Genomic DNA, 14365 nt, shown 5'->3' with positions numbered 1-14365 from the left:
GTTTCACGCCTGAGCCAGTACGTGACCGGCTCCCAAAGCGACCGCCCGTCTGCGCGGTCCGCCATCACGGAAGGAGATCAAGATGCCACGCTCACGACCGAAGGTTTATGCCCACCGACGGCATAAAAAAGTTCTGAAATTCACCAAAGGCCAGTTCGGCACCCGCTCCCGGCTTTTCAAGCGGGCCAACGAGGCCATGCTCAAATCCCTGTTTTACGCCTACCGGGATCGCCGCAATCGCAAGCGGGATTTCCGGCGTCTCTGGATCGCCCGAATCAACGCCGCCGCGCGGCTGAACGGCCTGAACTACAGCCGCTTCATCCACGGCTTGAAACAGGCCAACGTCCAGGTGGACCGCAAGGTACTGGCCGACATCGCGGTCCGGGATCCGCAGGGCTTCAGCCAACTGGCAGAACTGGCCAAGGCACAACTCCAGGCCTAAATTCCACGTGCACCTTCCGGCGGATGGACGCCGGGAGTTCCAGGCGACATGGCTGACAGACAAACGGCGGCGGGAGCATTTCAGCTCCTGCCGCTTTTTTTGTCCCCCTGCGCCAGGGATGCACGGCCTGGATGTCGTCACCAGCTTCCTCTCCAACAAGGTATCTCCAGCACCGAAAACGCGCCACCATCCCATGATCACCAGCACCAGCAATCCACGCATCAAGGAAATTCGGAAGCTGCACCGACGCCGCCACCGCCATGAAAGTGGCCGCATCCTGCTGGAAGGTGTCCGCCTGGTGGAGGACGCCACCCAGGCCGGCGTGCGCCCCGAGATGGTCCTTTACGTCCCAGAGGCGGTCGCCGGACAAGAACGGGCAGCCAGACTGCTCCAGCAGCTCCAGGAGCAGGGGGTGGAATGTCTGGCCTGCAGCCCCGAAGTCTTCGCCTCGGTTTCAGACACGGTCACCCCCCAGGGGATCCTGGCGGTGGTCCCCCTGCCCCACCGTCCCCTGCCTTCACAGCCTACCCTGGTCCTGATCCTGGACCAGGTGCGGGATCCAGGCAACGCCGGCACGCTGCTGCGCACCGCCGAAGCAGCCGGGGTGGACCTGGTCCTCCTGGCGCCGGGCACGGTGGATCCCTTCAACGAGAAGGTGATCCGGGCCGGGATGGGCGCCCACTTCCGACTCCCCCTGCGCATCTGCGAATCCTGGGAGCAGCTGGCCCAACAATTGCCCCCCGAAATGATCCTCTACCGGGCAGAGGCCGAGGCCCAGACGCCATACGACCAGGTGGACTGGCGCCGGCCTGCCGCGCTGGTCATCGGCGGTGAAGCGGCTGGCCCCAGCGACGCAGCCCGTCAACGGACCCACGCTATTGCCATCCCTATGCAGGGACAGGTGGAATCCCTCAACGCCGCCGTGGCCGGTGCCGTGATCCTCTTCGAGGCAGCCCGCCAGCGGCGGCACGGGGACGGATAGACCGGGCATTGACACCGTCGCCCGCTCCAGTGTATGATCCCAGCCGCAAAGATTGCCCACGCCGACCCCGTCGGCTGTCACCCGCCAACGACCTGTCCGCATCCAGCAACAACCCAGGATTGGATCTGCACGGCATGACAAAGAGAGGCTCGGTGCGCATGCAACTGGAGATGCTGTGGTTTGTCCTCGCCGGTTTCGTGCTCGGTTTCGCAACCTCCACCCTCTGGGAATGGTATCACTTCCGGCGGGAACGCCTGCGCCTGCGGGATCGGCGCGTCCAGGAGCTGGAGGAACAGCTGCGCAGGACACGGGCCACCCTGTCATCCCAGGCCAACGAGAACGCCACGCCCCAGACGCCCACCTTTACCTACCGCAGCCCCGGCGTCTTTCTGGATGCCGAAGCCCGACGTCAGCAGGAAGCCGAGGAAGCGGCCACGGAAGCGCCTGTATCGCCGCGGCCGTTTGCCAGTGAAGCCCAGACAGCCCCACCCCCCCGGCCTGAGGAAGAGACGCCTGAACCCCTGCTGGCTCCATCAGCGCCCACGCCGATGGCCGCGCAGCCGACCCAGGAACCGTCCTCCCCTCGCTCTACGGAGCGGGCGACCGTCCCCCCACGGACAGACGGCTACCCCGACGATCTGGCCAAGATCAAAGGCGTGGGCCATGCCTACAAGCAGCGCCTGTACCAGGCCGGCATCTACACCTGGCGGCAGGTCGCCGAGACCGACGTGGAAACCCTGCGGGCAGCCGCCCGGGCCAACCAGGGGGCCAATGTGGAAGAGTGGCCTGCCCAGGCCCGAGCCCTGGCCGAAAAATACGGCCGCCAGAACGCCACCTACACCGGCCCGCCGCCCGACGACCTCACCCGCATCCGCGGCATCGGGCCGGTGAACGAGGAGGCCCTGTACCGGGCCGGCATCTGTACCTTCGAGCAACTGGCCAACGCCTCGCCCCAAGAGCTCCGCAGCCTGCTCCCCCCGCCTGTGGCAGGCGAGGAACCCGACGTGGAAGATTGGATCCGGCAGGCAGCCAAGCTGGCCAACGCCCGCAGCCGGCGGCCCTGGGCCGCCCCATGACCACCACCAGCCCAGCCCGTTGCATGCCATGAGTCAGCAACCCTTCGACCGCCCGCCCTACCTGGACTGGTCCATCGACCGCTGGAAAGTCGGCCTGGTGGTGGTCCTGACCCTGCTGTTGGCCGTTACCGGGCTGGCGCAACCCTGGAGCCAGCCGTCCACGCCGGCTGAACCGCCCCTTCAACCCCTCGAGCCGCTGCCCCAGGTAGCCGTCAGCGAGGCGGTGGCCGCCCCTACCCTGCCCCTCACTCTGGCCCATATTCCCCCCAACGCGGTGCTGCCTGCCCGGGGGCTATCGACCCTGGCCGGCACCGCAGCCCCCGCCAGCCAGGTGGAAATCCGGCTCACCCGCCTGCCCATACCCGGCGACGGTCCGGAGTTGGAAGCGCGCGGGCCGGCCCAGGAGCTGGCCACCATCACTGCGGATGGGGCCGGGTTCTGGCAGCTGCCCCTGGAAACGCCCTTGCCTGCGGGCGTCTATCTCATTGAACTGCGGGAATTGACGGCAACAGGGGAAGAACGGGGCAGCCTGTCCGTGGTGGTCACCGTGCTGGCAACGGGAAGCGAGGGCCCCATCGCCCTGGCCACCCCGGTCATCCAGGCCCCTGCCATCGGTGCCCGCCTGCCAGGCGATGGGCCCCTTCGATTTACGGGCAGCGGCCTGCCGGGCATGCGGGTGCGCCTCTACATCAACGGGCGGCAGATGGGAGAAGCCCTGGTGGATCATCAGCAGATGTGGCAGATCGAGCTGGCTGCTCCTCTGCCTGCGGCCGGGTATGTGGCGCGGGCAGCGGCCCTGGGTCCCCAGGGGCAGCTCCTGGCCGAATCGGCGCCTGTGGCCCTGGTGGTGGAGCCCCCGGCGAACGGCATCCCGGCCGCTTTTGGCCCTGCGCCTGCGGTGCCGTTACAACTATCCCGCTGGGGTTTCAGTGACAGCGAGCGGCGTCTCCTGCTGCTGGAGGGCATGGCCACTCCCCTGGCCACCGTCACGGCCTGGCTGGATCAGGTGCCCCTGACTGTGGTCAACGCGGGGGTGGACGGCCGCTGGCGGCTCTGGCTGATCCCGCCGGACCAGGGGCCAGGGCAGGTGGCTGTGAGCACCGACCTGGGCGAACGGGTGGAAGTCTTCACCCTGGCGGAGGTGCGTCAAACGGAGGCAGCCACCGCGCTGACCCTGCCGCCCCCGGTGATCCTCTGGCCGCGGCCGGGCCAGGATCTGGCCACCCGGCGCCCTCTGGTCCAGGGCCTGGCCGTGCCGACCGGCCAGGTGAACCTACAGGTGAATGGGATCACGGTAGCCCGCATTCGGGCGGATGCCTGGGGCCAGTGGGCCTACCGACCTGCGGAGGCACTTCCCCAGGGTCCGGTCACCCTGCAGGCTGAACTCCAGCGGGAGGGGCTGCCCCATCCCCGCTCCGAACCGGTGCGGGTGACCATTCCGCCGCGGCTGTGACGGGCACCGGCGCAGGCCTTTCCTCGCCCCTTAACGGGGCCAGGCCGAGTTGGCATATGGCCCTCTGGTTTTGCCTGAACCGTCCCCATTGTGGTATATTGATGGTGCGCGCTGGTGTGTCCATGGGTCCCTAGCTCAATTTGGCAGAGCAGCGGCCTTTTAAGCCGCGGGTTCTGGGTTCGAGTCCCAGGGGGCTCACACAGAAATTACGCCGATAATTTTCATATCCCGATACGTTTGTAACAAGCCGCGGCCGATGCAGCCGCGGCTTTGCTTTTGGGTAAAAGAAAGGGGAGGGCCGGCTGCCCCTATTGGTGCCTTGAGAAATCCGCGCGACAGGGCTGGGGTTATTCCCGGCGAGCCCGGGAGAACGCCCTCGGGGGAGTTTAGTGGTGATGGTGCCCATGGCCGTCCCCCAGGGTGAGGGGGCCCAGCAGCGGGCGCAGACGGCCCAGCCGGCCATGCTGGAGGGCAATCAGGCAGGCCAGGCCGGTGGTGATGGGCACAGCCGCAATGAGGCCCAGGGAGCCCACCAGGGTGCGCACAATCTCCTCGGTGACGAACTCCCGGTTGATGAAGGTGCCAAAGGATTCGCCGGCCTGGGTCACCAGGAGCAGGAGGGGCAAGGCCGCGCCCGTGTAGGCCAGCACCAACGTATTGACCGTGGCCGCCACATGGTCCTGGCCGATGCGCATGGACTGGCGGTAGAGACGGCCAAAGGGCAGGGACGGGTTGGCCAGGTGCAGCTCGAACACAGCCGACGCCTGGGTGATCACCAGGTCATCCAGCACGCCCAGGGCACCGATGAGGATGCCGCTCAAGACCAGCCCCCGCAGGTCCACCGTTCCCATGGCCTGCTGGCTCAGGAACATGGCTTCCTCGCTGCCAAAGCCGGTCAGATGGGTCAGGCGGATGAAGAGGTAGGCCAGGCCGCCGGTGAGCCCCAGGGCCAACAACACCCCCAACACCGCGGCGTGGGTCTTCAGGGTCCAGCCATAGACCACGTAGAGGGTCACCGCCAGGATGACGAAGGCGCCGGCCGTGCTGACCGCCACCGGGTTGGCGCCGGCCAGGATCTGGGGCAGGATGAAGAAGACGATCACGGCAAAGCTAAAGAGCATACTGGCCATGCTGCGCACCCCTTTCCAGCCGCTGAGCAGGATGCTGGCCAGCACGAAGAGGCCCAGCAGCCAGATCAACGCCCGGGTGCGCACGAAGTCCACAAAATAAGCCTGCCAACGGCCGTCCGCCGTCTGGGTCAGCCCCACCAGCACCCGATCCCCCACGGCCAGGGAGACCCCCGGGGCGGAGAGGGCCGTCCGCCCGTAGTCGAGGATGAAATGCTGGCCACTCCAGGGTTCAGACAGGGGCTCCACCTGGAGAATCTGGTAGGGACGCACGGCCCCCATCTCCGCCACGGTGCCTTCCTCCAGAATGGCCACCACCCGGGCCACTACGGTGTTCTCGCCAGAGGAGGTCGGCCGGGGCTGGAGCCACAGGCTCAGCGCGTCCACGAAGCCAGGCGCCAGGTAAATCAGCACGGCAACGATCAGAAGGTCGATGAGGAGGATGAGGTAACGGGGCAGGGATGACGATCGCTTCATGCCTTGATCTCGTGTCTGGACGCGGGGTCAGGGGCCTTTGACGGCCACCCCCGCAATGTGGGGGCTGGCCAGGCCCAGGGGTAGGTGAAAGCGCTCCAGCTCCACCCAGGCAAAGCCGGCCCGCTGGATGGCCTGGTCCGTCTCCCGGTTGGGATGGCAGCCGTCCGCCACAAAGCTCCAGGCGGGCTGCAGCCAATCCTGGAACCGGCGCTGCCAGGTGTGGGGCGGTGCAGCCACGTGCTCCAGGAAGACGAAGCGGCCGCCGGGCTTCAGCACCCGGAGGACCACGGCCAGGGCCTGCTCCAGGTCGTCCACCGAGCAGAGGGTCAGGGTGCTCACCACCCCGTCCAGGCTTTCCGGCGGCAGATCCAGGGTTTCAATGGTGCCCACCCGGATATCCACGGGCCGGCCCGACTGCCGGGCCGCCTGCTCCAGGTAGGGATGCATGTGCAGGTTGGGCTCCAGGGCAATCAGGTTGACCCCATCCGGAAGATAGGGCAGGTTGGCGCCGCTGCCCGCCCCGATCTCCAGGACGTCCCCGGCGAGGGTGCGGAAGAGCTCCCGCTTACGGGCAGCCACCAACCGGTCGTATTCCGGTACACCCCGGGCATGAACCCAGGCAAAGATACGCCGCCGCAGCCCCGTGCGGCCTGGAGGCCTGCCGGCTGCGGACGGCGCTTCCCGGTCTGTCACAGTCCGTTGTTCCCCTTGTTTCCTGCTGCCATGGGCTGCCTACTGGAGGCGCGAGACCTCCTTCTCCTCGCCCAGGATCCCCTGGGGACGCAGGAGCAGGATGAGGATGAGCAGCAGGCCGATCAGCATCAGCCGGATGTAGGGCGCCTGGGCCATGTATTCCACCGGCACCATCCGGCGCACCATCACGTTGGTGCCCGACCAGATGCCCCAGACGATGAAAGCCCCCAGGATGGCGCCCCGGTTGTTGCCGCTGCCCCCCAGGATCAACATCACCCACACCAGGAATGTCCCGAATAAGGGCTCGAAGACGGTGGGGTCGATGGCCCGGGTAAAGTGGGCGTAGAGCGCGCCGCCAATGCCCATCACCACCGCGCCCACCACAAAGGCCTGCATCTTGAACCAGAAGACATCCTTGCCCATGGCTTCGGCCACCACCTCGTCCTCCCGGATGGCCCGCAGCACCCGGCCCCAGGGCGAGCGAATGCCCCGCTCGATGGCGATGTAAACCAGGATCAATACCACCACCACGATGGCCAGGTAGATCCAGTTGTAACGGGCCGGCGGCACCAGGCCCTGGAGGGGCTGGGGAATGCCCACCAGCCCCCGGGCGCCGTTGGCCAGCCAGCGCTCGGTGTTGAAGATGAGGCGGATGGTTTCTGCGATGCCAATGGTGCTGATGGCCAGGTAGTCGTCCCGCAGGCGCAGGGTGGGAAAGCCGATGAGAAAGGCAACAATGCCTGCCATCAGGCCGGCCGCCAGGAGGCCCACCACGAAGGGCTGGCCCAGGGCCACCACCTGGTTGATGTACTGAGCCTGCTCCCCCGTGGCGGGACTCATGGTCACCAGGGCCGAGGTGTAGGCGCCCACGGCAAAGAAGCCGGCCACGCCGATGTTGAAGAGGCCGCTATAGCCCCAGTGGACGTTGAGGGCCAGGCTGAAGATGGCGTAGATGGTCGCTACCACGGCGAACTGAACCAGAATGGCGAGGATACCGGCCAGCGTCATTGTTTGCTCCCTCCCAAAATGCCCTGGGGGCGAATCAACAGGACCAGGATCAAGATGATGAAGGCCACGGCAGGCTTATAGGAGGGGGAGAGGAACGCGGTAGACACCTGCTGGACGATGCCCAGGAGCAGGCCGCCCACCAGCGCGCCGTAGATGTTCCCCACGCCGCCCACGATCACCGCGGCGAAGAGGGGCAACAGGAAGGTCCAGCCCATTTCCGGCCACACCTGGGAGTCGATGCCCAGCATGATGCCGCCCGCCGCGGCCAGGCTGCCGCCGATGAACCAGGTCAGCGCCACCATGCGCTCGGTGGCAATGCCACACGCCCGGGCCAGGTCCGGGTTGTCGGCCATGGCCCGCAAGGCCTTGCCGGTGCGGGTCCGGTGCAGGAAGAGGTAGAGGCCGATCACCAGCGTCCAGGCCAGGATGAAGATTACCAGCTGGTCGGGCCGCAGGCGAATATCCAGGGGAAGCCGCCAGGTGGTGCGCAGGCCCTTGGCGTAGAGGTAGAAGTCGGCGCCGAAGGCCAGGTAGATCACGCTGCGCATGATAAAGGCGACGGCCAGGGAGGCGATGGCAATCATCACCGAACGTACCCGCAGGGCCCGCAGCCGGCTGTAGACCAGCCGGTCGGCCACAATGGCGATGAGGCCGGTCAGGAGCATGGCGGGGATGATGGCCAGGAGGGTCACCCAGCCGAAAGAGAGGGGCGACAGGGGCGTCTCCACGATGCCCAGGGCCGGCAGGGCCGCGGTGACCAGAAAAAAGACGATGTAGGCGCCCAGGGTCATGAGGTCCCCATGGGCAAAGTTGGCGAAGTTCACGATGCCGTAGATCAGGGTCAGACCCACGGCGCCCAGGGTGATGATACTGCCCAGGATGATTCCGTAGACAATCAATTCGGCCATGGCTTATCCTCCCAGGAACAGTCGGCCGATTTCTTCGTCTGCCAGCAGTGCCTGCCCCGGCCCATCCAGCCGGTTGCGTCCATCCACCAGGATGTAGCCCCGGTTGCTACAGGCCAGGGCTTTCCGTGCATTTTGCTCCACCATGAGAATGGTTACCCCCTCCTGATTGACTCGTTGAATGGTTTCAAAGACCAGATCCACCACCATGGGCGCCAGGCCGGCCGACGGCTCGTCCAACAGGAGGAGTCGGGGCTCGGACATGAGGGCCCGGCCAAAGGCCACCATCTGGCGCATGCCGCCGCTCAGCCGGCCGGCAGGGGTCTTACGCCGGGAGGCGATCTCGGGGAAGAGCCCGTAGATCCACTCCGCCTGGCGCTTAAATGCCTCGGGGCGCAGGTAGGCGCCCAGTTCCAGGTTTTCGTCCACGGTGAGGGAGGGGAAGATGTTCTCCACCTGGGGCACGTAGGAAATGCCCCGGCGGACGATCTGCTCTGGGGGCAGCCGGGTGATGTTCTGCCCTTCGAAGAGAATTTCCCCCTGCCAGGTGGCCAGCAGACCGAAAATGGTCTTGATCAGGGTGGATTTGCCGGCGCCGTTGGGGCCGATGATGGTGACGATCTCCCCTTGCTGCACCTCCAGGGAGACCTGGTGCAAGATTTCCATTTCGCCGTATCCGGCGACCACATCGCGCGCAATCAGGAGACTCATCGGTTTTGCCCCCCCAGGTAGGCTTCGAGGACGGCTGGATTTTGTCGCACCTGGTCGGGGGTCCCTTCGGCCAGCTTCTGCCCGCTGCTCATCACCACGATCCAGTCGCAGACGTTCATGACCAGGTCCATGTCGTGTTCGATCAGCAAGACGGTGATGCCCCGGTCCGTGGCCAGGCTGCGGATGTAGCCGGCGATGCGGCGCATCAGGGTGGGGTTGACACCGGCGCCGGGCTCGTCCAGCAGCACCATTTGGGGATCGGCCATCATGGTCCGAGCCAGCTCCAACAGCCGCTTCTGGCCTCCTGAGAGCCCGGCGGCATACTCGTTTTGTAGATGGGCCAGGCCCACAAACTCCAGGATCTCCAGGGCCTTGGCCCGCAGGGTCCGTTCCTGAGCCCGCACCTGGCCGGGCAGGAACCAGGAGGCAAAGAGGTTCTCCCCCTTCTGGCCGGCTGGCACCAGGAGCAGGTTCTCCATCACCGTCATCAATTTTAATTCCCGGGAGATCTGAAAGGTCCGGCAGAGGCCGTGATGGAAGACCCGGTGGGGGGGCAGGCCATCGATGCGAGCCCCGTTGAAGAGGACCTGGCCGGCATCGGGCCGGTAGAAGCCGGAGATGATGTTGAAGGTGGTGGTCTTTCCCGCGCCGTTGGGGCCGATCAGGCCGGTGATCTTTCCCCGTTGAACCTGAAAGGAGACGCCGTTCACCGCCTTCAAACCGCCGAAGTGTTTGTGCACGTCCTGTACGCTCAGGATCACCTGCTCTTGTCCATTCAAATTCATTCCCTCCTGCAATGGCTGGCATCCATCACCGACCGGACAGATGGCAACAATGATGACAATTCGATCTGGCCCATTGTAACAATTTTGCAGGAGTAGGCAAGTAGCGGTAAACCTGGGGTGTATCTCAATGTCGTCCGGGGGCAGGGCCATAGGTCCGGTTTCCATACGGGGCAGCGTCCGTGCAGTATGGATACCACCGCTGAAGCGAGGAGAGTTCGCGCTGCATGCGGCCGTGGCCGGCTTGGGCCGATGATTTCAATCATCGGCTGGCACACCCCAAGTGCGTTAAAACGCCCTCAACGGGGTGAATGGCCCCTGGCTCATCCATTCAGTGGAGCCTGCTGACCCAGGGGCAACACCGGCGAATCCGGAGCCCGGCAGAGGGACTACCCGGCTGGCTGGCCGTGGAGGGTGGGGCGAATCCGGGTGCGCATCTGCTCCTGGCGGAAGACGCGGATGGCCTTGCGGTAGTATTCCACCAGCTGGTCCATGGTGGCCCGCCAGGAGCGGCTGCGGGCGTGGGCCAGGCCGTTTTCGGCCAATTGCTCCCGATAGTCCGGGTTCTCCCGCAACCGGCGCACCAACACGCCCATCTGCTCGGGCTGGTCTGGATCAAAGAAGAGGCCGTTGATGCCGTCCACCACCGTATCCACCACGCCGCCGCTCCGGGCCGCAATGACCGGCACCCGGCAGGCCATGGCTTCCAGGGCCACCAGTCCAAAGGTCTCGGTGGTGGAGGGGAAGAGAAACGCGTCGGCGGCGCGGTAGGCCGCCACCAGCTTGTCGCCCTTCAAATAACCGGGGAAGACGGTGGGCGTGCCCCGGAAGTGCTCTTTGAGCTGCTCGTGGCTGGGGCCGCCGCCGATGAGGGCCAGGCGCAGGCCCGGCTGGGGGAAGAGGTGATCCCGCAGCTCTTTCAGGCCCTTCTCCGGCGAGTGGCGTCCCACGTTGATGACCAGGAAATCATCGGGGTGACCGTCGGTCAGGCGGGCCCGCATGGCCGGATCCCGCGGGCCAGGGCAGAAGCGGTCGGTGTCGATGCCCCGCTTCCACCAGCGCACCCGCCGGAAGCCATGTCGCCGCAGCTCCTGACGCACCGCGGTGGAGGGGCAAAGGTTCACATCGGCCTGGTTGTGGAGGGTGCGCATGTAGCGCCACAGCAGAGGGGCCAGGATACCGGCCCCGTAGTAGCGGGCGTAGCGGGCCACATCCGTATGAAAGGAAGCCAGGGTGGGCACCTGCAGCCGCCGGGCGTAGGAGAGGCCAAAGGGCCCCAGGAAGAAGGGGTTGACCACGTGGATCAGGTCCGGCTGGAACTGGGAGACCCGTTGCCAGACCCGGCGACGAGGAATGTTGATGCGCAGCTCCGGGTAGAAGGGGAAGCGGGGGCCGCCCACGCCCACCACCTCGGTGCCTGCGTACTCCGGCGGGCCGCCGGGCGGGCCGAAGAGGATGGCCTGGTGGCCCAGCTCCTGGAAACGCTGCAACATCAGGCAGAGAATGCTGACGATGCCGTCGATCTTGGGCAGAAAAGTTTCGGTAAAAATCGCAATCTTTAAAGGCCGATCCTCGCCGTACATGGCCAACCACCTCGCTGGGTAATCATTCTTCCGGCCGTGCGCCCACGGCCGCCACCCCATTCTACCACAGGCCAACTGTGGTCCCTGAATCGCGAGGATGGGCGCCAGTATTTGGCCAAATGTCGCGCATGCTTTATCCTCTACGTGATGTAATACGGCACGTAATACGGCACGTGGTGTAATACGGCATGGAATCCAACATCGGCTGCCGAGCACGGCAGGGATGCACGAGTTCCTGGTACAGTTTGGCGTAAATACCACGGCAGAAATTCGACGGCATGACCTCTGGCGGAGAGCTTCGGCGAATTTCTGCCGGGATTTACTAGGTGAACCTGGCCTTTAGAGAAGGAGACACAAGCAGTATGAGCGGCAAAGGGAAAATTATCGTACTCGGTGGCGATGGCTTCTGTGGATGGCCCACCAGCCTTCGCCTGTCCAACGAGGGCTATGACGTGACCATCGTGGACAACCTGTCCCGGCGTAAGATTGACGTGGAACTGGGCTGCCAGTCTCTCACCCCCATTGAGACCATCGAGCATCGGCTTCAGGCGTGGAAGCGGATCACGGGCAAGACCATCGGCTACGTCAACCTGGATATCGCCAAGGACTACCACGAGCTGGAAGAGCTCATCAGCGACCTCAAGCCTCAGACCATCATCCATTTCGCGGAACAGCGGGCCGCCCCCTACTCCATGAAGTCCCCCCGGCACAAGCGCTACACCGTGGACAACAACGTCAACGGCACCCACAATGTCCTCTGTGCCATTGTGGAGTCGGGGCTGGACATCCACCTGGTACACCTGGGCACCATGGGTGTCTACGGCTACGGCACCGCAGGCATGACCATCCCCGAGGGCTACCTCAACGTGCGGGTCAACATCGACGGCCAGGACCGGGAGATCGAGATCCCCTACCCGCCCCACCCGGGCAGCATCTACCACATGACCAAAACCCTGGACGCGCTGCTCTTCTACTACTACAACAAGAACGACGGCGTCCGCATCACCGACCTGCACCAGGGCGTGGTCTGGGGTACCAACACGGAAGAGACCATGATGGACCCGGCCCTGATCAACCGGTTTGACTACGAGGGCGACTACGGCACCGTGCTCAACCGCTTCCTGGTCCAGGCTGCGGTGGGCCACCCGCTGACGGTCTACGGCACGGGCGGCCAGACCCGGGCCTTCATCCACATCCAGGACTCGGTGCGCTGCATCTCCCTGGCGGTGAGCCACCCGCCGGCCAAGGGCGAACGGGTGAAGATCTTCAACCAGACCACCGAAACCCACCGGGTGCGAGAGCTGGCCCAGATCGTCTCCCGGCTCACGGGGGCCGAGATCCGCTACTACATCAACCCCCGCAACGAATCCCTGGAAAACGAGCTGGTGGTGCGCAACGATCAGTTCCTGGCCCTGGGCCTCAACCCCACCACCCTGAACGAAGGCCTCCTGACCGAGGTCTACGAGGTGGCGGAACGCTACAAGGATCGCTGCAACGTGGAAAAAATCATCAGCGATTCCCGCTGGCGGGCCGACATTCCCCTGGACCGCACCGGCGCAGCCGAGCCGGTGGCCGTCCACCCGACCCAGGCCAAGGCCATGGAGCCGGCCTGAGCCGTCCCACACGGCTCCGGACACGGCCAGGCGACCAAACGGCGCAAGTAACGGGCGGGGCCGCTGCCAGATGGCAGCGGCCCCGCCTGCGCGTTCGGGCCAGGCCCGGTCGTCTTCAGGTGAGACGGAGATGGGGGTCACCAGAGGGTGATCACTCGCTCGTTGCCTTCCTTCAACCGTTCCCGGTTGGGCCGCAGCGCAACCAACACGGCAACCAGCACGATCACGCCGTAGAGGACGTAGGGCCAGTAGGTGATCCAGTCCTCCACCGCCAGCATCAGGAAGATGGCAAAACTGCTCACCCCTACAGCAAAGGTGCCGATGGCGGCGATCCGACTCCACCAGATGAGAAAGCCGCCGATGAGCCAGACCATGCCCCCCACGGGCGGGTAGAGGGCCATGGTGGTGGCCGCGGTGGTGATGCCACCGGCGCCCCCCTTGAAGCCCAGGAAAATGGACCAGTTGTGGCCCACCACAGCCAGCCCACCGGCCAGGGCCTGGGCCAGATGCAGGGCCATCAGCCGCTGGATGGCCAGGTCCGGGGCCATGGTGGCCGGCTCGGGGAAGAGGAGGCCAAAGAGCCAGGTAGCCAGGCCGATGGCCACGGCGCCCTTCACCGCATCCCCCACGATGGTGGGGATGGCCGCCTTCAAGCCGGCAGCACGCCAGGCATTGGTGCCGCCGATCCGGCCGCTACCCACCTGGCGAATGTCCACGCCGTAAAGCCGGCAGACCAACAATCCCACGGGAATCGAACCCAGCAGATAGCCGATCAGAGCGGCGGCCGGTGCAAACAGCCAGATCATGGTGCGTGACTCCTTGTTGGCTGGTCAGAGTTGGCTGGTCCGATTGGGCGAGGATGAACCCCATCGTCCAGGGAAGGCAGGGGCAGCCTGCTCTAGAGCAGGGCCTGCAACGCCTGCAGGGCGCCGTCGTAGTCCGGGTGCTGGGCGATCTCCGGCACATACTCCGCGTAGCGCACCGTGTCCTGGGCATCGATGATGAAGATGGCCCGCTGGTTCAGGCGCAGCTCCTTGACCCAGGTGCCGTAGGCCTGGCCAAAGGCCATCTCCTTGTGGTCAGACAACATGCGGACACGCTCCACACCGGCGGCACCGCACCACCGGCTCTGGGCCATGGGCAGATCGGCACTGACCGTCAGCACCACCACTTGCTCGCCCAGCCGGGCCGCCTCTTCATTCATGCGCCGGGTCTGGGCATCACAGATGCCGGTGTCGATGCTGGGCACCACGCTGACCAGTCGAATCTTGCCGGCGCTGTCGGCCAACAGCCGGGCGCTGGTGGTCATGCCTGTGGCCAGGGTCACTTCAGGCGCCTGCTCCCCCACCTGCACCGGCGTTCCCAACACGGTCAGGGGGGTTCCCTTCAAGGTGACAGCTCCAACTCGTTCCTGCATGGTTGTGTTCCTTCTGCTCGATGTAAGGTGCGATTACAGGTAATGGGCGATTACAGTCTGGCGTAAATACCCCGGCGGAAATTCCCGGTGCCCTCT

The 14365-nt window shown here is 65.5% G+C and carries 14 protein-coding genes and 1 tRNA gene; 6 read left to right on the top strand and 9 right to left on the bottom strand.

Annotated elements, in window-relative coordinates; translation table 11 throughout:
• Nucleotides 1-82: 82 nt before the first annotated feature.
• The 5 genes from rplT to FKZ61_RS20990 all read left to right on the top strand — a co-directional run bounded on the left by rplT (nt 83) and on the right by FKZ61_RS20990 (nt 4151).
• Nucleotides 83-442, top strand: a complete 360-nt coding sequence (gene rplT / locus FKZ61_RS21010; RefSeq protein WP_141612113.1) for a 50S ribosomal protein L20 — start codon at nt 83-85, stop codon at nt 440-442.
• 193 nt (nt 443-635) lie between these two features.
• Nucleotides 636-1424: a TrmH family RNA methyltransferase gene (locus FKZ61_RS21005; RefSeq protein ID WP_141612112.1), complete on the top strand. Its 789-nt coding sequence runs from the start codon at nt 636-638 to the stop codon at nt 1422-1424.
• A gap of 134 nt (nt 1425-1558) precedes the next feature.
• The gene (locus FKZ61_RS21000) at nt 1559-2500 is read left to right on the top strand and encodes a helix-hairpin-helix domain-containing protein (protein WP_141612111.1); all 942 of its coding nucleotides are present in this window, start codon (nt 1559-1561) and stop codon (nt 2498-2500) included.
• A 28-nt stretch (nt 2501-2528) separates the two neighbouring features.
• Nucleotides 2529-3953: a hypothetical protein gene (locus FKZ61_RS20995; protein ID WP_141612110.1), complete on the top strand. Its 1425-nt coding sequence runs from the start codon at nt 2529-2531 to the stop codon at nt 3951-3953.
• 124 nt (nt 3954-4077) lie between these two features.
• Nucleotides 4078-4151: transfer RNA gene (locus FKZ61_RS20990), tRNA-Lys, on the top strand.
• A 188-nt stretch (nt 4152-4339) separates the two neighbouring features.
• Here the strand turns inward: FKZ61_RS20990 and FKZ61_RS20985 are convergent.
• The 7 genes from FKZ61_RS20985 to FKZ61_RS20955 all read right to left on the bottom strand — a co-directional run bounded on the left by FKZ61_RS20985 (nt 4340) and on the right by FKZ61_RS20955 (nt 11239).
• Nucleotides 4340-5557: a YibE/F family protein gene (locus FKZ61_RS20985; protein ID WP_141612109.1), complete on the bottom strand. Its 1218-nt coding sequence runs from the start codon at nt 5555-5557 to the stop codon at nt 4340-4342.
• A 27-nt stretch (nt 5558-5584) separates the two neighbouring features.
• The gene (locus tag FKZ61_RS20980; RefSeq protein ID WP_211358672.1) at nt 5585-6250 is read right to left on the bottom strand and encodes a class I SAM-dependent methyltransferase; all 666 of its coding nucleotides are present in this window, start codon (nt 6248-6250) and stop codon (nt 5585-5587) included.
• A 39-nt stretch (nt 6251-6289) separates the two neighbouring features.
• Nucleotides 6290-7258: a branched-chain amino acid ABC transporter permease gene (locus tag FKZ61_RS20975; protein ID WP_211358671.1), complete on the bottom strand. Its 969-nt coding sequence runs from the start codon at nt 7256-7258 to the stop codon at nt 6290-6292.
• Nucleotides 7255-8166 (bottom strand): branched-chain amino acid ABC transporter permease, encoded by a 912-nt coding sequence (locus tag FKZ61_RS20970; RefSeq protein ID WP_141612108.1) that lies wholly within the window; start codon nt 8164-8166, stop codon nt 7255-7257. Before FKZ61_RS20970 ends, FKZ61_RS20975 begins: the two co-directional genes overlap by 4 nt.
• Nucleotides 8167-8169: 3 nt before the next feature.
• The gene (locus tag FKZ61_RS20965) at nt 8170-8829 is read right to left on the bottom strand and encodes an ABC transporter ATP-binding protein (RefSeq protein WP_229964343.1); all 660 of its coding nucleotides are present in this window, start codon (nt 8827-8829) and stop codon (nt 8170-8172) included.
• 41 nt (nt 8830-8870) lie between these two features.
• The gene (locus tag FKZ61_RS20960; RefSeq protein ID WP_211358670.1) at nt 8871-9653 is read right to left on the bottom strand and encodes an ABC transporter ATP-binding protein; all 783 of its coding nucleotides are present in this window, start codon (nt 9651-9653) and stop codon (nt 8871-8873) included.
• Between the two features lie 392 nt (nt 9654-10045).
• Nucleotides 10046-11239 (bottom strand): glycosyltransferase family 4 protein, encoded by a 1194-nt coding sequence (locus tag FKZ61_RS20955; RefSeq protein ID WP_141612106.1) that lies wholly within the window; start codon nt 11237-11239, stop codon nt 10046-10048.
• Nucleotides 11240-11601: 362 nt separating this feature from the next.
• On the opposite strand from FKZ61_RS20955, the gene FKZ61_RS20950 reads away from it, so the two are divergent.
• On the top strand, nt 11602-12852 hold the full coding sequence (locus tag FKZ61_RS20950) for an NAD-dependent epimerase/dehydratase family protein (RefSeq protein WP_141612105.1): 1251 nt from the start codon (nt 11602-11604) through the stop codon (nt 12850-12852).
• Nucleotides 12853-12989: 137 nt separating this feature from the next.
• Here the strand turns inward: FKZ61_RS20950 and FKZ61_RS20945 are convergent, their stop codons facing one another.
• Entirely contained in the window at nt 12990-13658 is a 669-nt protein-coding gene (locus tag FKZ61_RS20945) for a glycerol-3-phosphate acyltransferase (protein WP_141612104.1), read from the bottom strand.
• Nucleotides 13659-13750: 92 nt separating this feature from the next.
• Complete coding sequence (tpx, locus tag FKZ61_RS20940; protein ID WP_141612103.1) at nt 13751-14269, bottom strand: thiol peroxidase; 519 nt, start codon at nt 14267-14269, stop codon at nt 13751-13753.
• Between the last annotated feature and the right edge of the window lie 96 nt (nt 14270-14365).

This window comes from Litorilinea aerophila (assembly GCF_006569185.2).
GTDB lineage: Bacteria > Chloroflexota > Anaerolineae > Caldilineales > Caldilineaceae > Litorilinea > Litorilinea aerophila.
This window is presented reverse-complemented; position numbering and strand designations above follow the sequence as displayed.